This is a genomic window from Gordonia sp. NPDC003504, from assembly GCF_053587995.1.
Window position 1 is genome coordinate 679,098 of record NZ_JBSFPC010000001.1, and the last position, 24,452, is coordinate 703,549.

General features: G+C 67.9%; 20 protein-coding genes and 2 pseudogenes. 13 read left to right on the plus strand and 9 right to left on the minus strand.

All coding sequences use genetic code 11. From position 1 onward, the window contains the following. Window positions 1-112 precede the first annotated feature (112 nt). Both ACWDPV_RS02990 and ACWDPV_RS02995 read left to right on the plus strand, forming a co-directional pair. Window positions 113-847, plus strand: coding sequence for a VTT domain-containing protein (locus tag ACWDPV_RS02990; protein ID WP_449741687.1), 735 nt, complete (start codon window positions 113-115; stop codon window positions 845-847). A 76-nt stretch (window positions 848-923) separates the two neighbouring features. After that, window positions 924-1,661: a DedA family protein gene (locus tag ACWDPV_RS02995; RefSeq protein ID WP_449741688.1), complete on the plus strand. Its 738-nt coding sequence runs from the start codon at window positions 924-926 to the stop codon at window positions 1,659-1,661. 21 nt (window positions 1,662-1,682) lie between these two features. Here ACWDPV_RS02995 and ACWDPV_RS03000 read toward each other — a convergent pair whose 3' ends face one another. From ACWDPV_RS03000 to ACWDPV_RS03010, 3 genes and pseudogenes are all read right to left on the minus strand, one after another. After that, a complete protein-coding gene (locus ACWDPV_RS03000; protein ID WP_449741689.1) occupies window positions 1,683-1,880 on the minus strand; it encodes a hypothetical protein in 198 nt (65 codons plus the stop codon). Window positions 1,881-2,164: 284 nt separating this feature from the next. Continuing rightward, on the minus strand, window positions 2,165-3,379 hold the full coding sequence (locus ACWDPV_RS03005; RefSeq protein ID WP_449741690.1) for an FAD-dependent monooxygenase: 1,215 nt from the start codon (window positions 3,377-3,379) through the stop codon (window positions 2,165-2,167). 64 nt (window positions 3,380-3,443) lie between these two features. Next, window positions 3,444-4,717: pseudogene (locus ACWDPV_RS03010) on the minus strand (MFS transporter). Window positions 4,718-4,749: 32 nt separating this feature from the next. On the opposite strand from ACWDPV_RS03010, the gene ACWDPV_RS03015 reads away from it, so the two are divergent. The 4 genes and pseudogenes from ACWDPV_RS03015 to ACWDPV_RS03030 all read left to right on the plus strand — a co-directional run bounded on the left by ACWDPV_RS03015 (window position 4,750) and on the right by ACWDPV_RS03030 (window position 8,406). Continuing rightward, a complete protein-coding gene (locus tag ACWDPV_RS03015) occupies window positions 4,750-5,547 on the plus strand; it encodes an IclR family transcriptional regulator (protein ID WP_449741691.1) in 798 nt (265 codons plus the stop codon). Window positions 5,548-5,656: 109 nt separating this feature from the next. Then, window positions 5,657-6,742 (plus strand): annotated as a pseudogene (locus tag ACWDPV_RS03020) (cupin domain-containing protein); the annotation flags it as partial. Window positions 6,743-6,830: 88 nt separating this feature from the next. After that, a complete protein-coding gene (locus tag ACWDPV_RS03025) occupies window positions 6,831-7,649 on the plus strand; it encodes a fumarylacetoacetate hydrolase family protein (RefSeq protein WP_449741692.1) in 819 nt (272 codons plus the stop codon). 10 nt (window positions 7,650-7,659) lie between these two features. Next, a complete protein-coding gene (locus ACWDPV_RS03030) occupies window positions 7,660-8,406 on the plus strand; it encodes a maleylpyruvate isomerase family mycothiol-dependent enzyme (protein WP_449741693.1) in 747 nt (248 codons plus the stop codon). Window positions 8,407-8,568: 162 nt separating this feature from the next. Here ACWDPV_RS03030 and ACWDPV_RS03035 read toward each other — a convergent pair whose 3' ends face one another. The 5 genes from ACWDPV_RS03035 to ACWDPV_RS03055 all read right to left on the minus strand — a co-directional run bounded on the left by ACWDPV_RS03035 (window position 8,569) and on the right by ACWDPV_RS03055 (window position 13,452). Beyond that, a complete protein-coding gene (locus ACWDPV_RS03035) occupies window positions 8,569-9,711 on the minus strand; it encodes an acid phosphatase (RefSeq protein ID WP_449741694.1) in 1,143 nt (380 codons plus the stop codon). Window positions 9,712-10,094: 383 nt separating this feature from the next. After that, a complete protein-coding gene (locus ACWDPV_RS03040) occupies window positions 10,095-10,784 on the minus strand; it encodes a TrmH family RNA methyltransferase (RefSeq protein WP_449741695.1) in 690 nt (229 codons plus the stop codon). A 5-nt stretch (window positions 10,785-10,789) separates the two neighbouring features. Next, window positions 10,790-11,356, minus strand: a complete 567-nt coding sequence (pyrE, locus tag ACWDPV_RS03045; protein ID WP_449741696.1) for an orotate phosphoribosyltransferase — start codon at window positions 11,354-11,356, stop codon at window positions 10,790-10,792. 46 nt (window positions 11,357-11,402) lie between these two features. Then, a complete protein-coding gene (locus ACWDPV_RS03050) occupies window positions 11,403-12,425 on the minus strand; it encodes a hypothetical protein (RefSeq protein ID WP_449741697.1) in 1,023 nt (340 codons plus the stop codon). 16 nt (window positions 12,426-12,441) lie between these two features. Next, window positions 12,442-13,452: a D-2-hydroxyacid dehydrogenase gene (locus ACWDPV_RS03055; protein WP_449741698.1), complete on the minus strand. Its 1,011-nt coding sequence runs from the start codon at window positions 13,450-13,452 to the stop codon at window positions 12,442-12,444. 332 nt (window positions 13,453-13,784) lie between these two features. Between ACWDPV_RS03055 and ACWDPV_RS03060 the strand changes: the two genes are divergently transcribed. Next, window positions 13,785-14,198, plus strand: a complete 414-nt coding sequence (locus ACWDPV_RS03060; RefSeq protein WP_449741699.1) for a MarR family winged helix-turn-helix transcriptional regulator — start codon at window positions 13,785-13,787, stop codon at window positions 14,196-14,198. Window positions 14,199-14,315: 117 nt separating this feature from the next. Here ACWDPV_RS03060 and ACWDPV_RS03065 read toward each other — a convergent pair whose 3' ends face one another. Then, complete coding sequence (locus tag ACWDPV_RS03065) at window positions 14,316-14,879, minus strand: hypothetical protein (RefSeq protein ID WP_449741700.1); 564 nt, start codon at window positions 14,877-14,879, stop codon at window positions 14,316-14,318. Between the two features lie 93 nt (window positions 14,880-14,972). Between ACWDPV_RS03065 and ACWDPV_RS03070 the strand changes: the two genes are divergently transcribed. The 6 genes from ACWDPV_RS03070 (at window position 14,973) to ACWDPV_RS03095 (ending at window position 24,436) form a co-directional block, all read left to right on the plus strand. Beyond that, complete coding sequence (locus ACWDPV_RS03070) at window positions 14,973-16,283, plus strand: aspartate aminotransferase family protein (protein WP_449741701.1); 1,311 nt, start codon at window positions 14,973-14,975, stop codon at window positions 16,281-16,283. After that, window positions 16,280-19,294 (plus strand): FAD-binding and (Fe-S)-binding domain-containing protein, encoded by a 3,015-nt coding sequence (locus tag ACWDPV_RS03075; protein ID WP_449741702.1) that lies wholly within the window; start codon window positions 16,280-16,282, stop codon window positions 19,292-19,294. Before ACWDPV_RS03070 ends, ACWDPV_RS03075 begins: the two co-directional genes overlap by 4 nt. Further along, complete coding sequence (locus ACWDPV_RS03080) at window positions 19,291-20,790, plus strand: NAD-dependent succinate-semialdehyde dehydrogenase (protein WP_449741703.1); 1,500 nt, start codon at window positions 19,291-19,293, stop codon at window positions 20,788-20,790. The genes ACWDPV_RS03075 and ACWDPV_RS03080 overlap by 4 nt, the downstream gene beginning before the upstream one ends. Further along, the gene (locus tag ACWDPV_RS03085) at window positions 20,791-21,984 is read left to right on the plus strand and encodes a M24 family metallopeptidase (RefSeq protein WP_449741704.1); all 1,194 of its coding nucleotides are present in this window, start codon (window positions 20,791-20,793) and stop codon (window positions 21,982-21,984) included. A 9-nt stretch (window positions 21,985-21,993) separates the two neighbouring features. After that, window positions 21,994-23,220 (plus strand): aminotransferase-like domain-containing protein, encoded by a 1,227-nt coding sequence (locus ACWDPV_RS03090; protein ID WP_449741705.1) that lies wholly within the window; start codon window positions 21,994-21,996, stop codon window positions 23,218-23,220. A gap of 70 nt (window positions 23,221-23,290) precedes the next feature. Then, complete coding sequence (locus ACWDPV_RS03095; RefSeq protein WP_449741893.1) at window positions 23,291-24,436, plus strand: M20 family metallopeptidase; 1,146 nt, start codon at window positions 23,291-23,293, stop codon at window positions 24,434-24,436. Window positions 24,437-24,452 lie beyond the last annotated feature (16 nt).

Here is a 24,452-nt window from a genome sequence, read left to right on the forward strand (position 1 = left end):
GTCCACTCGGATTCAGTATGTCAAGGTCGAGCCACCGGCGCGCAGCGGCCCGGGATGTCGGCACACGACGGATTCACCAGACACTCATATCCACCCGGTACCCTGAATTTCCGTGACGAACTTCGCGTTGGCCGCAAACACGACAAATCTGGCACTGCTCCCGGGTTTCCTGGATCCCGTCAACCTGCTGAACTCGTTCGGCACATGGATTCTCGCCGGGCTCCTCCTCGTCGTGTTCATCGAGTCGGGCCTGCTGTTTCCGCTGCTTCCGGGTGACTCGCTGCTGTTCACCGCGGGCCTGATCGTGGCCGCCAAGTCCGCCGACATCGAACCCTTCGCACCGCTGTGGGTGCTGTTGGTCACCATTCCGATCGCCGCCTTCCTCGGCGATCAGGTCGGCTATCTCATTGGCAACCGGCTCGGATACTCCCTGTTCAAGCCGAACGCGCGGGTGCTGAAAGAGAAGTACATCATCGAGGCGCACGAGTTCTTCGAGAAGCACGGGCCGATCACCATCGTGCTGGCCCGATTCGTGCCGATCGTGCGCACCTACGCCCCGCTCGTCGCCGGGGCCGCCAAGATGCGCTACTCGATCTTCCTCACCTACAACATCGTCGGTGCCATCGCGTGGGGCGCCGGAGTGACCCTGCTGGGGTATTTCCTCGGCCAGATCGCCTTCATCCGCGACAACGTCGACTACATCTTCCTGCTCATCGTCTTCGTCTCGGTGCTGCCGATCATTTCCGAGGTCGGCAAGCGCGTCCTCCGCGCCCGCCGCGGGATCGTCGAGGAACCCGTCGACGACCGTGCGCCCGAACCGTCACAGGTCCCGCCCGCAGCCTCCTGAGGCGACGCCACGTCGCCCAGGCGACCCGCAGCGGGTTTTGGCCGTCTCACAGGCCGACCAAGTAGCCTGGTGACCCGTGATCGATTCCGCTCTCGCCCAGGCCACGACCACCGCGGTCGCACTGCCGGGCATCCTCGACCCCATCAACGTGCTCAGCTGGTTCGGCGCCTGGGCGTTCTGGGGCCTGCTCCTGGTGATCCTCATCGAGTCCGGGGTGCTGTTTCCGGTCCTGCCCGGTGACTCGCTGCTGTTCGTGGCGGGCATGGTCGTCGCGGCCGGCGGTAAGGAGGGCATCGACAAGTTCGCCTCGCTGTGGCAACTGCTGATCTTCGTGCCCGTCGCCGCGATCATCGGCGGCCAGATCGGCTACTGGATCGGCCGGTTCGTCGGCACCGAGATGTTCCGACCCGACGCCCGATTCCTCAAGGAGCGCTACCTCACCGAGGCCCACGACTTCTTCGAGAAGCACGGCCCGATCACGATCTTCCTGGCCCGGTTCGTGCCCATCGTGCGCACCCTGGCCCCGATCGTGGCGGGTGCCGCGCGGATGAAGTGGACGGTGTTCGCCATCTACAACGTCGTCGGCGCCATCGTCTGGGGTGCCGGCATCGTGCTGCTCGGCTACTGGCTGGGTGGCTTCGAGATCGTGCAGAAGCTCATCGAACCGATCTTCATCCTCATCGTGGTGATCTCGGTGGCCCCGATGCTCATCGAGTGGTACCGCCGACACCGCGCCGCCAAGAAGGGGATCGTCGACGAGGACGTCACGGCCACACCCACGTCGGTCGAGGATCGCGGCACCGGTTCGGTCTGATCGACCCTCGACACCGGCGAGCTACCGTGGGCCCTGAAATCCCATGCCGAGCCCGCTGGTGTGCGGGATGCCCGGCGACGGCACGCCGTGAGCGGGACCGACCGGATCGCTGGGCCGTAGTCCGACGGTGTCGCTGCGCCGCACGAATCCGGCATCGGCACGACGCAATCCCACGATGCGCGGATGGTCACCCCACGCCACCCGATCCCCATGACCCACCCCCTTCCCTGGCAGTCCCTATTGCTTTCAGACTGCGCCGGTCGATGTGGGGTCGTGGGGTCTCGGCCTGCTTGACCCAGGTACGCAACGCCTCCGGTGGCACGCCGAGCTGATCACCGATCCTTTTGAGCGCTCCCGGCCGCGCGTAGCCGGGTCGTTGCGGGCTTCCACCACCATCCGCGTTGCCTGTCCTTCAACGCTGTACTTCCGTGGTGCTGCCATGCTCTCCATCCTTCACAGGTTCGAGAGCCTCCGACAAACCCGGGGCGGTTCAGTCCGGCAACTCACACGGTCAACGCGCCCGCGGGGGTGCGGTCGCTGGAGTAGGCCCACAGCCAGTCGGTGTACTTGTAGCTCGAGGTGTCCCGGGTCCGGAACAGTTCGTTGCGGGCGATGCGGCCCACCCCGTCGAGATGCCAGAGCTCACCCCACATCCGGCCGGTGGTCAGGATGCGGTTGCAGCGCGGCGCCCGTTCGGCGTTGACCGCGGCCAGGGTGCGGTCCCACGCATCCGAACCACCAAGGGCCAGTTCCTCTTCGGCGTAGTCGGCGATGCACTTGGCGTCCTCGATCGCCATCACCGCGCCGGATGCGAGGTACTGCAGCGGCGGGTGCGCGGCGTCACCGAGCAGGATCATCCGGCCGTCGACCCAGTTCTCGATGGGCTCACGGTCATACATCGGCCACCACCGGTCCCGCCAGAGGTGATCGGTGGCGGAGCGGAGGGTCTCGTGGCAGTGATCGTAGGCGTGCGCGAGCTCTTCGGGCCCGCCCCAATCCTGCTCGACCGCAAGATATTTGGGAGATTGGAACACCGCGACCTGATTGAGCATGGAGCCGCCGCGCAGCGGGTACTGGATGAAGTGGCAGCGTGGTCCGATGTAGCCGACCACGTCGGTGATGTCGGCACCGGCGGACACCTCGTCCCGCGGGAAGGTGCCACGGTAGGCGACATATCCGGATGCGACGGGTTCGTCGTCGGAGAGCTTGCGGCGCAGACGGGATTTCAGGCCGTCCATCGCCAGCACCACGTCGGCCTCGTGGGCCTGCCCGTCGGCGGTCGAGAGCACCGCCCGGTCACCTTCGGTGACGACGTCGGCGACGGTCTGTCCGGTGAGCAGTTCGGCGCCGGCCGCACGCGCCGCGTCGATGATGAGCGAGTGCAGATCGCTGCGGTGGATGACGAAATACGGTCCGCAGTAACGGTTCCGGAACTCAGTACCGAGATCGATGCGGGTCAGTTCCTCGCTGGTGACGGCGTCGCGGAAGACGATGTTGCCGGGCAGCACGCCGCGTTGCAAGGCGGTGTAGAGCAGACCCCACGAGTCGAGCATGCGTGCTCCGTGCGGGCCGATCTGCAGTCCGGCACCGACCTCACCGAACTCGGCGGCGCGTTCGAAGAGGGTGACCGAGGCACCCTTGCGCGCCATGGCGAGTGCGGCGGCGGCACCGCCGATTCCGCCGCCGGCGATCAGGACCCGGGAGGTTGACAATGACATTTCTGACTCCGATCTGAAGATGAGGATGAGGGAGAACCGGTGACGGACCAGGGTTCACCGACGCTCAGGCGGCGACCGTGGACGGGGCGACGGCGGCCGGCTGCGGGCCACGCACCGCGGAGACCGCGACAAGCACCACCGAGGCGATCAACGCACTGACACCGAAGAGGATGAAGTTGGAGTTCGCACCGAGCCCCGCGGCGATCAGCCAGCCGCCGATCTGCGGTGCCGCGACGGCACCGATACGTCCGACGCCGAGCGCCCAGCCGAGTGCGGTGCCGCGCAACGGTGTTGGATATGCCGAGGCCACCGCGGCGATGATGAGGCACTGGGTCCCGTGGGTACCCACGCCGGCGAGGACGAAGATCACATAGATCATGGCGGTGGTCGGTCCGGTCACCAGGAACAGCAGAGCACCGCCGGCGACGAGCGCCGCCACCACGGCGGTGCGCACCGCACCGAATCGCGCTCCGGCCCAGGCGGTCACGATCGATCCGAGCACCGCGCCCAGGTTCAGGGCGAGCGCGAAGGTCAGGGCACTGCCGAGATCGGAGCCTGTCGACTGCATCAGTTTGGGCAGCCAGGTCCCCAGTCCGTACCAGGCCAGGAGCGTGAACATGGTGGCGATGGCGAACAGAATGCTCAGGGTGCGATAGCGCTCGCCCAGCAGCACCCGGAATCCGACCGGATGCCCGACGTGATGCACGTGCGCCGCGGGAAAGACGAGCCAGGCCAACGGGACCAGCAGCGCCAGCGGGATGAGGGCGAACAGGAACATCGGCTGCCACCCCCAGGCAGGGATGACCGACATGCCGATGAGCGCGGCCGCCGATCCGCCCAGCGGGACACCCGACATCATCAGGGTGGCCACCGGCGAGCGCCAGCGATCCGGAACGAGTTCGGCGGCAAGGGCGTTGGCCGTCGGCACCAGACCGCCGAGGCCGAGCCCGGCGATCAGTCGCAGGATGCCGAAGGTGACCGGTCCGGGTGCGAACGCGCAGGCGGCGGTGAACGCCGACAGCACGACGGCGCATCCGACGATGGCGTCGCGTCGGCCGATGTGGTCGGAGAGCCGGCCGGGAGGACAGCGCCGATCATCATGCCGAGGAAGGCGAGGCTGCCGAGGGTTCCGGCGGTCGAAGCACTGATCCCCCATTCCCTCTGCAGGCTGCCGATGACATTGCCGTAGACGATGAGGTCATATCCGTCGAAGACGACGAAGAGCCAGCACGCGGTGACGGTGATGGCGGCGCGACGTGGAGACAGGCCGTGGCGTGCCGCCGCATCACGCGGGACGTGGGTGCTGTGCGGTGAAGCGGTCATGACGATCACAGTGATGGACACCACAACCGTCGCAATATTGTTCTGCTATGCAGAAACGCGTGATCGAGCGGCCGTCGTACGTCATCACCTCCGTCGACAGTGCCCTGCGCCTGGTCGTGCTGCTCCGTGACGTGGGCGCGGTGCGATTGTCGGATGCGGCCGCCGAGCTCGGGGTGGCCAACTCCACCGCCCACCGACTCCTCGCGATGCTGGTGTACCGCGGTTTCGCCGTGCAGGACGAGCATCGCGTCTATCACCCCGGACCGGCACTCGGAGCCGGACCGGCACGACGCGGCTGGACCCGCGACCTCACCGATCGCGCGCGGCCCTACCTCGAGGCGCTGACCGCCCAGACCGGCGAGACCTCCAACCTGGTGATCCGGGTCGGCACCCAGGCGAGATTCCTCTACTCGGCCGAATCCGCCACCATCCTGAGGGTCGGCGATCGGCAGGGCCAGGTGCTCGACGCACACCGCACCGCGGGCGGGCGGGCTCTGCTCGCCGAACTCGACGAGGCGGTGCTCACCCATCTCTACCTGCTGCCCGATGGTCAACAGCGGCGCGACGACGCCGATCCCCGACTGCCGGCCGACGAGTTCGCCGCGTTCAGCGCGTCGCTGCGCACGATCCGCGACTCCGGCGTTGGCATCAACCTGCAACTGTCGGAGAACGGGGTGTCGGCCTTCGGCATGGCCATCCACAATCACCGCGGTCTGACCCTCGGCGCGATCACCGTCGCCGTCCCGTCCACCCGCTACGAGCAGCACGCCCGCGGGCCGCTGATCGGACAGATGCGGAGGTGTGTGCACGAGATCGAGGTCGACGTCGCCGACCTCGAACCCTGACCGCCGGCGCCCACTCCGTTTCTGCTGTACAGAAACTTCGGGATCTTCACCTCGCCCTCCCCCTACCGTCGAGAGCAGTGATCCATCCCATAGCCAGACGGAGAACGCGATGACCACCACCACCCCCAGCGGGACCGACACCGCCCCCGACGAGGACGCGGCCCTCGACGCCCTGTATTCCGACTTCAACGCCGCCAACCTGATCCCGCTGTGGACCCAGATCGGCGACCTGATGCCGATGTCGCCCGCGCCCCAGGCGATCCCCTACGTCTGGCGATGGGCCGAGCTCCTGCCCCTGGCCGAGCAGGCCGGCAAGCTGGTGCCCGTCGGCCGCGGCGGCGAGCGCCGCGCGATCGCGCTGGCCAACCCCGGTCTGGGTGGACGCCCGTACGTCAGCCCGACCCTGTGGGCCGCGATCCAGTACCTCGGACCGCGCGAGACCGCACCGGAGCATCGGCACAGCCAGAACGCCTTCCGCTTCGTCGTCGAGGGCGAGGGCGTGTGGACCGTCGTCAACGGTGACCCGGTCGCGATGCGCCGCGGCGACTTCCTGCTGACCCCTGGCTGGAACTTCCACGGCCACCACAACGAGACCGACCAGCCGATGGCCTGGATCGACGGCCTGGACATCCCGTTCAGCTACTACGCCGACACCGGCTTCTTCGAATTCGGTTCCGACGGCGTCACCGACGAGTCGATGCCCGAGGTCTCGCGGTCCGAACGCCTGTGGTGCCACCCCGGCCTGCGTCCGCTGGTCGGGCTCGACGCCAAGGTCAGCTCGCCGATCGCGTGCTACCGCTGGGAGTACACCGACGCCGCGCTGCGCGAGCAGCTCGAGCTGGAGACCGAGGGCTACGCCTCGACCACCGAACCCGGCCATGCCGCCGTCCGCTACACCAACCCGACCACCGGCGGCGATGTCATGCCGACCATCCGCGCCGAGTTCCACCGCCTGCGCGCCGGCGCCCAGACCGCCACCCGCCGCGACGTCGGCTCCACCGTCTTCCAGGTGTTCGATGGCGAGGGCGAGGTCACCATCGGCGACGACCGCCGCGAACTGTCCACCGGCGACCTCGTGGTCATCCCCTCCTGGGTGCCCTGGTCACTGGCCACCGATCCCGGCATCGACGTGTTCACCTTCTCCGACGCCCCGATCATGGAGCGCCTGCACTTCGATCGCTCGCAGATCCAGAAGTACCCCCCGCTGGTCGATTTGTCGAGATCTAGACCACACCACGCGACAATCTGCCGGAACTCGGCCACCACGAAAAGGAGCCCACCCGATGAAACTCACCACCCTCCGCCTTGCCGGCACCACTACCGCCGCCCGCGTCGACGAGACCACCGCGACCGTGATCGACGGCTATGCCGACCTGGGAGCCCTTCTTGCCCAAGACAACTGGCGCGACATCGCCGAGGACGCCCACGGCACCACCGTCGCCCTCGATGACGCCGACTACGCCCCGGTGATCCCCCGCCCCGGCAAGATGTTCTGCGTCGGTCTGAACTACGCCTCGCACATCAAGGAGATGGGCCGCGACCTGCCGGAGTACCCCACCCTGTTCCTCAAGGTCGCCGATGCCCTCACGGGACCGTACGACGACGTGGTCGTCCCCGAATACGCTGCCTCACAGCTCGATTGGGAGGCCGAGCTCGCCGTCGTCATCGGCAAGCAGGCCTACCAGGTCAGCGCCGCTTCGGCGGCCGACCACATCGCCGGCTTTTCGGTCATCAACGACTACACGATGCGTGACTACCAGTACCGCACCCTGCAGTGGGATCAGGGCAAGAACTTCGAGAAGACCAGCGGTTTCGGGCCGTGGCTCGACACCGACTACGAGCTCGGCAGCCGCATCGAGACCCGCCTCGAGGGCGAGGTCATGCAGGAGTCGACCACCGATGACCTGGTGTTCAAGCCCGCCGAACTCGTCGAGTACATCTCGCACATCGTGACCCTCAACCCGGGCGACGTCATCATCACCGGCACCACCGGCGGCGTCGGCCACGCCCGCAAGCCGGCCCGCTACATCGGCGACGGCCAGACCGTCGAGGTCACCGTCGAGGGCCTCGGAACCGTCCGGAACAAGACCATTGTCAAGTAACGTCAGCGCGGTGAGTACCGACATCGCGGGCTTCCACCAGCTCCCCCTCGACGAGCAACTGGCCATCGCCCGCAACGGAACCGCGTACTTCGTGCAGCACCTGGCACGCGTCTCCGACGACGAGCTCGCCGGGCCGTCACTGCTGCCCGGCTGGTCACGCAAACATCTCGTCGCGCACGTCGGCTACAACGCCGCCGCCCTGTGCAACCTGATGATCTGGGCCGCGACCGGAGTCGAGACACCGATGTATTCCTCGGCCACACAACGCAACACCGAGATCGAGGAGGGATCGACGTTGGGTGCGCAGCCCTTGCGCAACCTCGTCGATCACACCGCGGCACGCCTCGACGAGGCGTGGCGTCGGCTGCCCACCGAGAAGTGGGAGGCACAGGTCAAGACTATCCAGGGTCGCACGGTTCCGGCCGCGGAGACCGCGTGGATGCGCACCCGGGAGGTTTGGATCCACACCATCGATCTCGGCGCGGGTGGCTCCTTCGCCGACTTCCCCGAGGCCGTGCTGCTCGACCTGTTCGGCGACATCGTCGGCGCATGGGCTCGCAAGGGCAGCGGTGCGCAACTCCGGCTGATCACGCCGGCCGGCATCACCGACGTCGACCCGGATTTCGCCGGTGAGCGCATCGAGGTGCGCGGCGAGTTGTCGGCCGTCGTCGGCTGGATGGCCGAGCGCACCACCGTCGGTGCGCAGAACTCCGGTGTGCAGACCTCCGCGGAAGTGACTGCGCCGCACTGGCTGTGAGCCGCCGACGCCGAGCCGGCCAAACTGCGAAAAGTGGGGGAGGAACGTTCCTCCCCCACTCTTTGCGTTCTGCGGCAGAAACTCCTCGGGAGCGAACGGACAAGTGGGGGAAGAAATCTCTTCCCCCACTTTCGCCCAGAGTTGCCGACGACGAGCCGCCCGCTACCCCGCCAGCGCCGCGGCGAGGTTGATCCGCAACCAGCCGCCATCGGCGCCACTCTGATCGAGCGGGTAGCCGGCCGGAATCGCGGTGCGACGCAGGATGTCCAGCCGCTGCGCGTCGGTCAGGTTCGGGTAGCGGCCACGCAGGAGCGCGGCGGCCTGCGCCGGGATCGCATTGGCCTGATTCGGGATGATCCGCGCGAAGCCCCAGGTCATCTGCTCATCGGCTTCTGCGACGGCAGCGGTGTCGCTCAGATACGGCGTGTCCGCGGCGACGGCCTGCGCCACCGAGGTGCCGAGCGCGGCGGACAGCTGGGTACGCAACTGGACACCGGCACTGTCGACGAGCCTCGCGAACGCCGGGTCGGCCAGTCGCTCGGCGGCGACGGCCAGTCCCATGATCCGCCCGCCCATCACGTCGAGCGGGTAGTGCACACCGAGAACCATTCGGCCATAGCCGATCTCGCCGGAACGCGCGAGAATCTGCGGTCCGAGCTCGGGCAGCCAGTAGGCCATCAGCGCACCCATCAAGTAGCCCTGGCTGGTGTGGCCCGACGGATACGACCCGTTGCCCGCGAGTGCGGGGTACAGATCCGAACCCGGCCGGTTGTAGCGCTTGATCTGAGTCGGCGCAACGACGAAGGGCCGTGGGTTGTTGTAGTACTGCTTCTCGATCAGGGTGGTCTGCAACGGAATCCCGGCCCGCGCGGTGTCACCCTCCACCAGCTGTGCCACCTCGGGGATCCGACCCTCGGTGAGCAGTTGCCGGAAGGTGGCACCGACCTTGGCGCCCAACGCCTCCGACAGCGACACGATGCGGTCGTCGTAGTTGATCGCCAACGCGTCGGCCTGCTGCACCGGGGTGGCGTCGTTGTTGATGGCGATGACCTTCGACAGGTTCTGCCGGATGATCTCGGGATGGTCGGCCTTGACCGATGCGAAGCCGTCGAGGATCGGGATGTAGGTTCCGCCGGGCGGGACGTCCGAGGCGAACGGGCCGACGAGCTGTGCGGTGGAGAAACCCGCCGGCGGAGCCACCGGAGCAGGTGCAGCCTGCGCGGTACCCGCGCCGACGAGGGCGAGGACGGCGACCAACGAGACCAGGACAGTACGGAGACGCATCGACAGCGACGGGACATGCATGGGAAACACTCTCGCGCATGCCCATACGCCCGGGCAAGAGGGGCCGGTGCCAGGTGGGCAGAATCGCGATCGGCGTAGAGGTCCGTTCACCTGATGTTCGCTCTCCGGCAAGTCCGGCCGGATCACTCATCCCCGAGATCGATGTCCCCCGCCTCGACGCGCTGCCGGATCTCGTCGGTCTTCTCGATGGCCGCGCCGATCTCCTCTGCCATCACGTGCGCGGCCGATTGCCAGGAGACCGCGCGAAACCGGTCGAGAGCCGCCTCGAACCCCGGTTTCGTCGCGTCGCTGTGCTAGAGCCGCCCACGCATCCGAACCGTCGACGGACTCTCGGTCCGACCGGCTAGATCCTCAAGCGCGAGATCCGCATCTGAGGTCCGCCATCACCACGCCTGCCCGAGATCGGCGTGCTGCCGAATCCACGCGTGCATCGCAATGCCCGCCGCCACACCGGCATTGATGCTGCGGGTGGACCCGAACTGGGCGATCGACACCGTCAGGTCGGCCCGGGATAGTGCATCGGCGCTCACCCCGGGGCCCTCCTGCCCGAACAGCAGGATGCAGTCCCGGGGCAGATCCGCGGTCTCGAGCGGCACCGCGCCGGGTGTGTTGTCGACGGCGACGATCGCCAGGCCACGCTCCCGAGCCCAGGTGATGAGGTCGGTGACGGTGTCGTGATGTTCGAGACGCTGATAGCGGTCGGTCACCATGGCGCCCCGGCGATTCCAGCGTCGCCGTCCGACGATGTGCACCGCGGCGGCGGCAAACGCGTTGGCGGTGCGCACCACCGTGCCGATGTTGGCGTCGTGGGCGAAGTTCTCGATCGCGACGTGGAACGGGTGGCGGCGGGCGTCGATGTCGGCGACGATCGCCTCGCGCGTCCAATAGCGGTAGGCGTCAACCACATTGCGGGTGTCGCCGTCGGCGAGCAGTTCCGGGTCGTAGCGGGGATCGTCGGGGACCGGGCCGTCGTGTTCGGCCGACCAGGGACCCACCCCGACGGGTGGGGTCGACGCCGACTGCCATTCGGTGGGGCCGGGCGCCGCCGGACCCGACGCCGTTTCCGGTGTCACCGACCTCAGGCGAGGCCGAGGTCGGCCAGGCTGAGCAGTGAACGGTAGGGCACACCCAACGCCTCGATGACGGCGTCGGCGCCGGTCGCGCGGTCGACGACGGTCGCCACGCCGACCACGATCGCGCCGGCTTCGCGGGCGGCCTCGACGGCCGTCGACGGTGACGCGCCGGTCGTGGAGGTGTCCTCGACGACGAGTACCCGCTTGCCGACGATGTCGGGTCCCTCGATGCGGCGCTGCATACCGTGCGCCTTGGCGGCCTTGCGGACGACGAACGCGTCGATGGCGCGACCCGGGGCGTGCATGATCGCGGTGGCCACCGGATCGGCACCTAGCGTCAGCCCGCCGACCGCGTCGAAGTCCCAGTCGGCGGTCAGCTGCCGCATCAGGGTGCCGATCAGCGGGGACGCCTGATGATGCAGGGTCGCCCGGCGGAGGTCGACGTAGTAGTCGGCTTCCTTACCCGATGACAGCGTCACCCGCCCGTGGACCACCGACAGTTCGGTGACCAGGGCGGCGAGAACGTCACGGTCGGCGGCGTCGACGGTGGGCTGGGGGGTGGGCGCAGACACGGGCGAACTCACTCTCTTGCTGAACTGATCGGGTCGCGGCCGGAGATCACTGGCGCCGGTGGCGGTTGCGCCGCACCGGCATCTCGCTGGGGCCGGTGCGTGTGGCCCGCGGCGCGATGCGGGTCTCGGGTGCGGGCGGCTCGTCGTCGAAGTCGACGTCGTCCTCAACGGGACCGGAGCCGGTGGGACCGGAGCCGGTGGGATCGAAGCCGGGATCGACGTCGCGCCGGGCCCGACGCGGGGCCGGCTGGCGTTCGGCCGGACCGCCGCGACGCGCCCCGCCGGGACGCTTGCTCAGCAGGGTGGGCGGCGCCGCCCCGTCGGTGCCGTCGTCGCGGGCCGCGGCCTCGAGTCGGGCGCGGCGATTCTTGTCCCGCATGTGGTCGGTCTTCTCATCGGCCAGTTCGGCACGCGTCGGCCCGTGCGGATCCCGCGGGTCCGGCGCATCCTGCGGCTCCCGCAGCGGCGGCAGCACCCGCAGCAGATCGGCGAATCGGCGCACGACCTCCAGGGCGGTGTCCAGTTCGGCGGGGTCATCGGTCAGCGGGATCGAACCCAGCGCCCAGTTGCCCTCATTCCACAGCACCTCGACGTAGGTGGGTGCCTTGGTGGCCAGCGCCACCATGCGACGGTCGCAGACGCGGCGCGCGGCGTCGAGATTGTTGGAGAACATCACCCGCGATCCCATCGCGCCGAGCAGTTCGACGTCGTCCTCGGCGGGCGCGAGGACATCCTCGTGGCGCAGGTCGACGACCACGCTCGACGGTGTGGACCGCCGGACGGCGATCACCGTCGCGGTCTCGGCGAGGTCGAACACCACCGCCTCGGCGCCGCCGTAGTGCCCGTAGGCCACGTTCTGGACCGCGATGTGATCGGGGACGTTCATGGTCGCGCGCCGGAACACCGTCCGCAGTTTGGAGTCGGATTCACGGAACTTGAAGTCGTGCTCGTCGCCCCAGATGGCGCGCTGATGCCGCGTCACCGAGGAACGCCGGCGATCCAGCCACAGCAGAAACACCGCTCCGGCCAGTGCGATGGCGGCGATCACGAAGTAGACGATGGTGGTCATCGCGCTACAGAGTACTTCAGGCGGTCGGCGGACCGCCCGGCACGACGTATCCGCGCACCTTGTCGACGACGTTGTTCAGTGTCGCCGACAGTTGCGCATCGGGATCGTCGGCATATCGTCGCAGGTTGTCGAGGATTTGTGCGGCGATCACGTCCCGCCAGCCTGCGACGTCGCCGCTCATGTGCGCCGAGATGGACACGTTGTCCATGTCCCAGAGCGGGCTGTCGGCGGGCAGCGGTTCGGTGACGAACACATCCAACGATGCCGCGCCGATCTGCCCGGTGCGCAGCGCCTCGATCAGGGCGGCCTCGTCGACAAGTGCGCCGCGGCCGACGTTGACGAGGTGCGCGTCGGTGCGCATCGCGGCCAGCACCTCGGCATCGATCATGTTCTCGGTCTCGGCGGTGAACGGAGCGATCACCACGACGGTGTCGAAGTCGCCCACGTAGTCGGTCAGCTGTGCGGACTCGCGGACCTCACCGAAGTCGGGGTCGCCGGTTCGGGCGCGGCGTCCGGCCCCGGTCACCTCGATGCCGAACGCCCGCAGCAACCGCGCGATCTCGCGGCCGATACCGCCGGTGCCGATGACCAGCGCGGAGCGACCGGCGGCCATCAGGGTTTCGCGATGCTGCCACCGATGCTCCCGCTGCAGTTGCTTGGATTCGTGTAACCGCTTGTCGCGGGCCAGGATCGAGGCCAGGACGAACTCGGCGATGGGGCGGTCGAAGGCGCCGTGCGCGTTGGTCACGACGACATCGGCGGCGACCAGATCGTCGAACAGCAACGAGTCCACCCCGGCCGCGCAGACGTGTATCCACCGCAGCGAGTCGGCGGCGGCCCAGTTCTCGCGCAGCGCCCGGGAGAAGTAGTCCCAGAGCACCAGGGCGTCGGCGCCCGGCAGGACGGCGCCCAGGTCGTCGGCGGTGGCATGCCGGATATCGGCGAGTTTCTCCAGTTCGGCCAGGTTGGGAGGGGGTGGCGCGTCGGGCGAACCGAGCAGGACCACCACCGGATCGGGTGCAGCCATGCGCCCCACGCTACCGGCACCGGAGATCCCCCGTTCGGATCGGATTGGCACGCGGCGGACTCCTCGGCGACCGCGCACACCTCGAACGCCGCCGAGCAGTTCGCGCCGACGGGATATCGAGGAGCCGACCACTACGTCGACGCTCCCGCCGTCACCGGACGCAGCGTCATCACCGCGGCCGCCGTCGCGCCGGTGGAGTTCGCCCGAGAGATCTTCGCGCAGTTACAGATCTACGACCACCGCGATCCGTCCGGCTTCTGTCGGCCGGCGGGTCAGCAATGAGTAGACCGGCGGGTCAGCAATGAGTAGAGAGGCCTTCTCATCAGGAACTCTTGAGCCGGTCGGCGCTGACGGCGTTCCGCACTCAACGCCAGTTCCTCGCTCTCGCCGAGGAACTGGCCCGCCCGGCCGGACTGACCGCGACTCGGTGGCAGGTGCTCGTTGCCACCCGGGAAAGTCCGCTCACCGTGTCCGACGTCGCCCGCGCCATGGGCATCACCCGTCAGAGCGTGCAGCGCACCGCCGACATCCTCGCCGCCGACGGACTGATCGCGTACCGGGACAATCCCGCCCACGTCCGCGCCAAACTCGTCGCACCCACCGACGCCGGGATCGCCGCGGTCGGACGAATCAACCCGCAGCACAGTGCCGCCGCAGACGCGCTCGCCGAGCGACTCGGCGAGAAACGGTGGCAGGCCGCACTCGAAGCCCTCGAGGCACTCTCGGCCGCGTTGACAGCGCTCTGAATTCCGTTGACAGCGCTCTCAATCCCGTTCACAGCGCCCTGAATCCCGTTGACGGCGCCCGATACTCCGTTGACGGCGCCCCGAAGCCGGATGCGTTGGTTCCCGAGCGAAGAGTGATCAGATCCGCACCGAGATCACGCATGTCTCGTGACCGAGTTCTCGCGTCAGGTCGGCGACGAACTCCTCGGACAGCGGCTGCCACCAGTTCCAGAAGCTGATGGCGAACTCGCCGAGTGCCCAGCGTTCCCCGTCCACCCACTCCCAGTCACTCGTACGCAGGTCGGCACCGCACCGAGCGCACGGGAGAAGGTCGACACCATCGGAATCCCACCACTCGTTGAACAGATCCAATGACCTGGTCTGCCAGGTGTCGCAGTCCTCCTCGCCACTGCAGCGTGGACACCGGGCGGCCCGCCCCACCAGCTCGATCGGACTGAACACCTGCCGCGTGGTGACGAATTCGACACCCTCGGAACACATCTCATGACCCGGGGCGAGGTCGACGGTCGCGGTGGCGGCCGGTCCGGGTAGCCAGAGCACCCCGCCGCCGAGCGCGCTGTCCCGCTCATCACGGATGACGCCGCGGCGCAGCAGCCACTCGCACATCCGGTCGTGAACAGCCGCGACGTCCACCTCACCCCTGACGTCGATATCGACAACGTCGACCTTGGTATCACCCACGAGACCATTTGATCACACCGGAATCCTCCACACCCGACGCAGAGAAGGTGTCTAATTGTTGACAATCCGACGATGAGGCCTCACGGTGGACCCATGACCGCCGTGGCACCCCGCACTCAGACCGCATCGTTGTCGCCGATCCTCAAACAGGCCACGCCCGTCGTGGTCGATCACGCGCAGGGTTCGTGGATTCACGGCACCGACGGCAGGGATTACCTCGACTTCACCACCGGAATCGGCGTGACCAGCACCGGACACTGCCACCCACGCGTCGTGGCCGCGGCACAAGCCCAGTGCGCCAAGGTGATTCACGCCCAGTACACGACGGTGATGCATACGCCGCTGCTGGAACTCACCGAACGGCTCGGCGGAGTACTCCCACCCGGACTCGACTCGGTCTTCTACGCCAATTCCGGCTCGGAGGCCGTCGAGGCCTCCGTTCGCCTGGCGCGGATGGCCACCGGACGGCCCAACATCATCGTCTTCCAAGGCGGATTCCACGGGCGCACTGTCGCCGCGGCCAGTCTGACCAGCGCCGGAACCCGCTTCTCGGCCGGCTTCTCCCCGCTGATGGGCGGTGTTCACATGGCGCCCTTCCCTTACGCCTACCGATACGGGTGGGACGTCGAGACCGCCGTCGATTTCGCGCTCGCCGAACTCGACTACCTGCTGACCTCGCGCGTCGCCCCCAATGACACCGCCGCATTCCTTATCGAACCCGTCCTCGGTGACGGCGGCTACCTGCCCACCCCGCTTCGATTCCTCCACGGCCTGCGTGAACGTGCCGACGCACACGGCATCCTGCTGATCGTCGACGAGGTGCAGTCGGGCTTCGGTCGGACGGGCCGGTTCTGGGGACACCAGCACGCCGACGGCCTCACCCCCGACATCCTCATCACCGCCAAGGGACTCGCCTCCGGTTTCCCGATCTCGGCGATCGCCGCCCCCACCGAGGTGATGAGCAAGGCATGGCCGGGTTCGCAGGGTGGTACCTACGGCGGCAATGCGGTCGCCGCGGCAGCCGCCATCGCCACCCTCGACGTCATCGATGACGAAGACCTCGTCGAGAACGCCCGGATACGCGGGCAACAGTTGGTCGACGGAATCCGCCACGCCACCGCACCTTTCGACACTGTCGGTGACGTCCGCGGACTCGGACTGATGGTCGGGATCGAGTTCGTCATCCGCGACGGCGGGCGCACCGTCCCCGATCCGGCAGCCGCACTGGCCGTCCAGCAGGCCACCACCGACCACGGACTGCTCACCCTCACCTGCGGGCCGGCCGGCAACGTCGTCCGTCTGATCCCGGCGCTGGTGGTCACCGAGGACGAGATCGCCACCGGCGTCGACCGTTTCACCGCCGCACTGGAATCGGCGCTGAGCGCACGAGCGCTGGGCGGATGAGCTCGCCCGTCCTCGCCGACCTCGCCGCGCACGGTCTGTCCGTCGACGACTCATCACGCCGACGCGCCGAATACTCCTACGATGCCTCCAATTATCGCGTCCCACCCCTGGCGGTGGTGTTTCCCCGCAGCGCCGACGAGGTGGCGACTGCCGCGCGTCTGTGTCATCGTCACCGAGTCCCCATCGTCGCCCGCGGCGGCGGAACCTCCATGGCCGGCAACGCGATCGGCGCCGGCATCGTCGTCGACCTCTCACGTCACCTGACCACGGTCAGCACGATCGACGCCGACGCCCGCACCGCTACCGCCGACGCCGGCGTCATCCTCTCCGAACTCGCCACCGCGGTCGGACACGCCACCGACGGTGCCCTCACCTTCGCGCCCGATCCGTCGTCGGCGTCCCGGGCCACCATCGGCGGCGCGATCGGCAACGACGCCTGCGGTAACCATTCAGTCCGGTACGGACGTACCAGCGATCATGTACTGTCACTGGATCTCGTCACCGCCGACGGCCTGCGGATCACCGCAACCCGAACGGGACTGGCCGCCACCCGGCCCGGCGACGCGACCGCCACGGCGCGCGCCGCCGACCTCGCCGAGTCGATGCGCGAGCTCATCGCACGCAATCTCGGACCCCTGCGCACCGAACTCGAGACCATCTCACGCCAGGTATCGGGCTATCACCTCGCGCACCTGTTGCCGGAGAACGGCTTCGACGTCGCCCGCGCACTCGTCGGCAGCGAGGGCGGCTGCGCGATCGTGGTGGCCGCCACCGTACGACTCGTACCGGCCGCGACGTCGCAGCAATTGCTGTGCGTCGGTTACCGTTCCGTCGCCGACGCCGCCCGCGACGTGCCGGCGATCCTGCCGTTCGAACCGTCCGCGATCGAGGGGATCGATCACGCCATCGTCACCACCATGGCGGCCCGACGCGGACCCGACACCATCACGGGCCTGCCCGATGGCAAGTCGTGGCTGTTCATCGACCTCGACGACCACAGTGCCCGGGCCATCTCCGAACCCGACGTGGCGTCGACCAGCAAACGACTACTCGAGCACCTCACAGCACAGGGCCGGATGGTCGATGCCGTCCTCGTCGACGATCCGCAGATCCGAAAGTCCCTGTGGCGCATCCGCGAGGACGGTGCGGGATTGTCGGCGCGACTGGTCACCGACAGCACAGTCGACAGCCCACCCGAGGACGACACCACCGCCGCAACGGCGTACGAATCCTGGCCCGGCTGGGAGGACGCGGCCGTCGCCCCCGACCGGCTCGCCGACTACCTCGTCGACTTCCAATCACTGCTCGACGAGTATCACCTCACCGGGGTGATGTACGGGCACTTCGGCGCCGGCTGCATGCATGTGCGCATCACCTTCGACCTCCGTACCGCCAACGGTCGGGACACGATGCGCCGATTCTGCACGGCCGCAGCGCGACTCGTCGTCGCCCATGGTGGGTCCCTGTCCGGCGAGCATGGTGACGGACGCGCCCGGTCCGAGTTGCTGCCCATCATGTACTCGCAGGCCATGCTCACCGCATTCGGTGAGTTCAAGCGGATCTGGGATCCGGACGGCATCCTGAACCCCACGGCCATCGTCGACCCCGCGCCGATCACCGCAGATCTGGCGTTGGCCGATGTGAGCAATCGGCCGTGGTCGGACACCGACGACTCATCCACGCCGCCAACCACACTCGATCCCTTCATCCATGCCGTCCAGGGATGCATCGGCGTCGGACGGTGCCGAAGCTCCAGCGGCGGCGTGATGTGTCCGTCCTATCGGGCCACCCGCGACGAGAAGGACTCCACCCGCGGCCGGGCCCGCGTGCTCCAGGAGATGGTTCGCGCCGCCCCCGACATCCAATCCGGCTGGCGGTCCGACGATGTGGCCGACGCCCTCGATCTGTGCCTGTCGTGTAAGGCCTGCTCGTCGGATTGCCCGACCGGCGTCGACATGGCGTCCTACAAGTCGCAGTTCCTGCACCATCACTACCGGAGACGACTGCGTCCCGCATCGCACTATTCGCTGGGCTGGATGCCGGCGTGGCTTCCCGCGGCCACCGCGGCGGCACCGATCGTCAACCGCTCCCTACACATACGGCCCTTCCAACGGGTCGCCTCACGGCTCGCCGGTGTCGACGCCCGCCGCGCCATGCCCGCCTTCGCCACCCGACGCCGGGTGCGGCGGTCTCTGGACGGATTGACCGCCCCGGACCCGCACACCGACACCATCCTCCTCGTCGACACCTTCACGCGCGCATTCCGGCCGCAGGTGGCCACGGCCACCGCCCGTCTCCTCGGCGCCACCGGCGATGCGGTCGGCACCCGCAGTGACGCCTGCTGCGGCCTGACATGGATCTCCACCGGGCAGCTCACCCACGCCCGAAAGGTCCTTGCCCGCACCGCCGATACCCTCGACGACGGTACCAACCGCCCCATCGTCGTACCCGAACCGAGTTGCGCATCGGCACTACGCAAGGATCTCCCCGAACTCGTCGACTCCCCGGCCGCGCATCGGGTGGCGGCGCGGGTCCACAGCGTCGCCGCGTTCCTCCCGCGGTTGATCGAGGCGGGATTCACCCCCGAGGACCTACCCGAGACGGTGACGCTGCAGACCCACTGCCATGAGTACGCCACGTTCGGGGCGTCGACCGGCGCAGCCGCGCTGCGCGGACTGGGTGTGACCGTTCACACCGCCGACGGATGCTGCGGCGTGGCCGGCAATTTCGGTTTCGAACGCGGTCACTACGAGGTCAGCCGCCAGGTGGCCGAGCAGGCCCTCGCACCGGCCTTGCGCACCGATCCACGAGGCCCGGTGATCACCGACGGGTTCAGCTGTGCCATGGCCGTCGATCACCTCGCCGCCACCGATCCTCTCATCTCCGCCACCGGCACTCACCTCGCCGAGATCCTCGCACCACCACCGAAACCCGTTGACAGCGCCCGATTCCCCGTTCACAGCGCCCGATTCCCCGTTGACAGCGCCCACCCACCCCGGAGACACGCATGACCACCACCGAATCCCGCACACACCCGGCGATCGACCGCGTCCCCACCGACCTGCTGGTCGATGGCCGGTCGACACCCGCCGCGTCGGGTCGCCGATTCGACGTCGAGAATCCCGCCACCGGCGAAATCCTCACCACCGTCGCCGATGCCGACGCCGATGACGCGATGGTCGCCCTGCGAGCTGCGGCGGCACACCAGACCCGGTGGGCAATGACGAGTCCCCGTTATCGCAGTGAAATCCTCACCCGCGCCTATCAACTCATCACCGACCGCGCCGACGAGTTCGCGGCCGTGATGACCGCCGAGATGGGTAAGCCCCTCGCCGAAGCCCGGGGCGAGGTGACCTACGCCGCGGAGTTCTTCCGGTGGTTCGCCGAAGAAGCGGTCCGCATCCCCGGCGATGCGACGACCACCGGTGACGGCGGCAACCGGATCGTCGTCACCCGACGTCCCGTCGGCCCGTGCGTGCTCATCACGCCCTGGAACTTCCCCCTCGCGATGGGAACCCGCAAGATCGGTCCGGCCATCGCCGCCGGCTGCACGATGGTGTTCAAACCCGCCGAACTCACACCCCTCACCGGCCTCCTGCTCGCCGAGGTGCTGCGCGACGCCGGACTCCCCGATGGCGTCCTCAACGTCGTGACCACCACCGATCCCGCCGACGTCGTCGGCGCCTGGATGCGTTCGGGCCTGGCCCGCAAGGTCAGCTTCACCGGTTCCACCGACGTCGGCAAACTCCTCATCGCGCAAGCCGCCGAGCACGTCATGCGAACCTCGATGGAGTTGGGTGGCAACGCACCGTTCATCGTCTGCGACGACGCCGACATCGACCGCGCGCTCGACGCCGTGATGGTCGCCAAGATGCGCAACATGGGGCAGGCATGCACCGCCGCCAATCGAATCTTCGTCCACCGCAGCGTCTTCGACGAGTTCGCCGACGGACTCACACAGCGGATGCGCGCCCTGACCGTCGGCGACGGCGCCGCCGACGGCACGCAGGTGGGCCCGCTGGTCGAAGCGAAGGCCGTTGCCAAGGTGGAGCGACTCGTCACCGACGCGGTCAATCGCGGTGCCCGGATCCGTTGTGGCGGTGAGTCCGTCGACGGTCCCGGCCACTTCTATCCGCCGACGGTGCTGACCGGCGTGAGCGGCGATGCGGAGTTGATGCACACCGAGATCTTCGGTCCGGTCGCGGCGCTGATCCCGTTCGACGGCGACGGCACCGACGCCGACGACGCCGTGATCGGCATGGCCAACGCCACCCCGTGGGGTCTCGTCGGTTATGTCTGCTCCGCCGACGCCGACCGCCTCGCCGAGATTGCCGATGCGCTCGAAGTGGGTATGGTCGGACTCAACACCGGCCTCGTCTCCAACCCGGCCGCCCCGTTCGGAGGTGTCAAGCAGTCCGGGCTCGGCCGCGAGGGCGGTCGGCTCGGCATCGAGGAGTTCCTCGACGTCAAGTACACATCCACCCCGATACGGCAGAGGAAGCGCTAGGTGTATCTCGGAACCCAGCTGTTCACCGACAGCGAGTACGCCGACCGGCTGACCCGCGTGCGGGAGCGTATGGATCAGCAGGGGCTCTCGGCACTCATCGTCACCGAACCGGCCAACCTCTTCTACCTCATCGGCTACAACGCGTGGTCTTTCTACACCCCGCAGATGCTGTTCGTCCCCATCGAGGGTGAGCTGGTGTTCTTCGCCCGCGAGATGGATGCCCATGGCGCACACCGCACGACGTGGCTGCCAGAGGAGCAGATCGTCGGCTATCCGGAGAGCTACGTGCATCGCCCGCATGTGCATCCCTTCGACTGGGTGGCGTGGGCGCTGCGACAGCGGCATCTGATTGCCCCGGCGTCTCGAGCCGGATCGGTTGGCCTGGAGATGGATTCGCACTACTTCACGCCCAAGGCGTACCGCGCGCTGTACAACGCGATCCCGGAGTGGAAACTCGTCGACGGCTTCGAACTGGTCAACTGGGTGCGATCGGTGAAGTCCGAGGCGGAGATCCAGCTGATGCGCCAGGCCGGGATGGTGTGTTCGGAGGCGATGCGCGCCGCCATCGACACCGTCGAGGTCGGGGTGCGGCAATGCGATGCGGCGGCGGCCATTTCGCAGGCACAGATCACCGGGACCGAGGACTTCGGCGGTGACTATCCGGCGATCGTCCCGATGATGCCGACCGGCGCCGCCGCCGACACCCCGCATCTGACCTGGCATCAGGGCACGTTCGCGAACAACGAGGCCGTCGTCATCGAACTCACCGGCGCGCACAACCGGTATCACTGCCCGCTGGCCCGCACGGTCGCGCTCGGCACGCCGTCGAAGGATCTCGACTACGTCGCGCAGGCCACCGCCGAGGGCCTCAACAATGTCCTCGACGCCATCCGCCCCGGGGTGGCCACCCGGGAACTCGCCTCCACCTGGAACTGGACGCTGGCCAAGTACGGTCTCGAAAAGCCCTCTCGTCTCGGCTATTCCATCGGAATCGGATATCCGCCGGATTGGGGTGAGCGCACCATCAGCATCCGCACCGAAGACGAGACGATCCTGGAGACCAACATGACCTTTCACATCATCTGCGGAATGTGGATGGAGAACTACGGTTTCGAGCTGTCGGAGTCGGTTCGGGTGAGCCCGACCGGGGTCGAGACGTTCACCAGCTTCCCCCGCGAACTCATCCAGAAGTGAGATGCCCCAATGACGTTCACCGCACCCACCGCACCCACCATCCCGCTGGCCGAACGCGCCAAGGACCTCGTCGGGTCGATGATCGACTCGTCGACCTCGCTGCTGGCGGCACAAACCCACGACATCGTCCGATTCGCCATGGGTTCCCCCGCCGACGAGGCCATCCCGGCCGAGGAGTTCCGGCAGATCGCCGGCGAGATCCTGGACAATTCGTCCTTCACCTACGGCGCCACCGAGGGTGAACCACGACTGCTGCAACTGCTCGTCGACTACCTCGCCACCACCCCGGATCCGTCGACCCATGATCGCCTCGTCATCACCACCGGCGGTATGCAAGGGCTCGACCTCGCGTCGAAACTCTTTGTCGATCCTGGTGACCTGGTCATCGTCGAGTCCCCCACCTACACCAACGGCAGCGCCACCGCCCTCTCCTACGGTGCCCAACTCCTCGAGGTACCCGTCGACGACCACGGCATGCAGGTCGACACTCTCGTCGATCTCGTCGAGCGCACGCGCCGGACACCGAAGGCCATCTACACTATCCCCACCTTCCAGAATCCGTCCGGCGTCACCCTGAGTGAGGAACGCCGCCGGGAACTGCTGCGCCTGGCCCATCGGTGGGGTGCGGTCATCATCGACGATGACCCGTATGGTTTGCTGCGCTTCTCCGGCGAGGACATCCCGACCTTCCAGACCCTCTCCCCCGGCGACCCGCTCGTGTTCTCGGTGCGCACGTTCTCCAAGATCCTCGCGCCCGGCTGGCGGGTCGGCTGGGTGGACGCCGATCCGTCTCTGCGCCAACTGCTCATCAACGGCAAGCAGGCGATGGACACCTGCACCAACGTCCCCAATCAGCACATCGTCGCCGAGTACATCGCCCGCGGCGGCCTACAGGATCATCTGGCCTCGCTGCGCACGCTGTACCGGGAACGCAAGGACGCGATGCTCTCCTCGATCGGCCGTCACCTCGGTGATCGCGTCACCACCACCAACCCGGACGGCGGGTTCTTTCTGTGGGTGACCCTCGGCGCGGAGTTCGCCGAGATCGATACCCGGGAGCTCTTCGAGGTGGCCCTCACCGACGGCGTCGCGTTCATCCCCGGCCCCGCGCTGTCCCCGAGCGGACGGTTCCGCAACGCGCTGCGACTCTGCTTCGCCTCGTCGACCCCTGAGCGTATCGAGGAGGGTATTCGGCGTCTGACGGGCACTCTTGAGAGGATGTCAGCACGACCCTGACTCCCGGGTTGTGTGACGAAGGGACCCGAGCGTGACCCCCAGCGAATCCGGTGCGGCAGCCACGTCGACGATGATCGACGTCGACGAGCTCATCGCACTGACCGTGGCGCTCGTCGGGGCACCCAGCGAGAATCCCGGTGGTACCGAGGCAGAGGCCGTCGGTGTGTTGGAAAAGGCTTGCCAGAAAGCCGGTTTCACCGTGTCGACGCAGGAGGTGGCACCCGGGCGCCCCAATCTCGTCGCCACGTTGCCGGGCGGCGACGGCCCCGGGTTGATGTTCCTCGGGCACTCCGACGTCGTCCCCGCCGGACCCGGGTGGTCCGGCGATCCGTACCGTGCCCGCGTCGTCGATGGCACGATCCTCGGACGCGGCAGCACGGACATGAAGGGCGGTCTGGCCGCGGTGGTGGCGGCCATGTCGGCACTGTCTCGCTCCGGCGCCACCTTGTCCGGGCCGGTGACGCTGGTCTGCACCGTCGACGAGGAGGAACACGGCGCCGGTGTCCGCGACTTCGTTCGGCGCCCATCCGGGGAGTACCTCGGCTGTGTGGTCGCCGAACCCACCGGCCTCACCGTGGTACGCGGTTGCCGCGGCGCCTCCTACATCGAGGTCGACATCACCGGTCGCGCAGCACATTCCGGCCGCCCCGATGACGGCGCCAGCGCCATCTACGCGGCCGCCGCCATCGTCGATCTCATCCGCACCGATCATGTCGCGATGGTCGGGTCCGCACAGGGACTGCTGGGTTCGGGGACATGGAATGTCGGCACTATCGCAGGCGGACAAGGTATTTCGGTGGTCGCCCCGATGGCGTCGCTCGGTATCGATCGGCGACTGATGCCCGACGAGGACGCCCACGACATCGCCGCCTGGCTGCGTACGCGAATTCACGACGCCGGCATCGATACCGGCGGTATCGGTGTCGAGGTCAAGGTGACGATGGAGATGCCGGGTTTCGAAACCCCCGCCGATCACCGCCTGGTGACCACCGCCGTCGACACGATGTCTGCCATCGGCGCCCCCACCACCGTAGGCGGATGGACCGCCGCCTGCGACGGCGGATTCATCAACCGCGACATGAGTATCCCCGCAATAGTGTTCGGCCCGGGCGACATCAACACCCAAGCCCACCAGCCCGACGAGATGGTTCGTATCGCCGACCTGCAGACGGCCGCAACGGCATACGCGCGGATGGCGCAGGACCTACTCGACTGATCCCACTGCCCAGCGC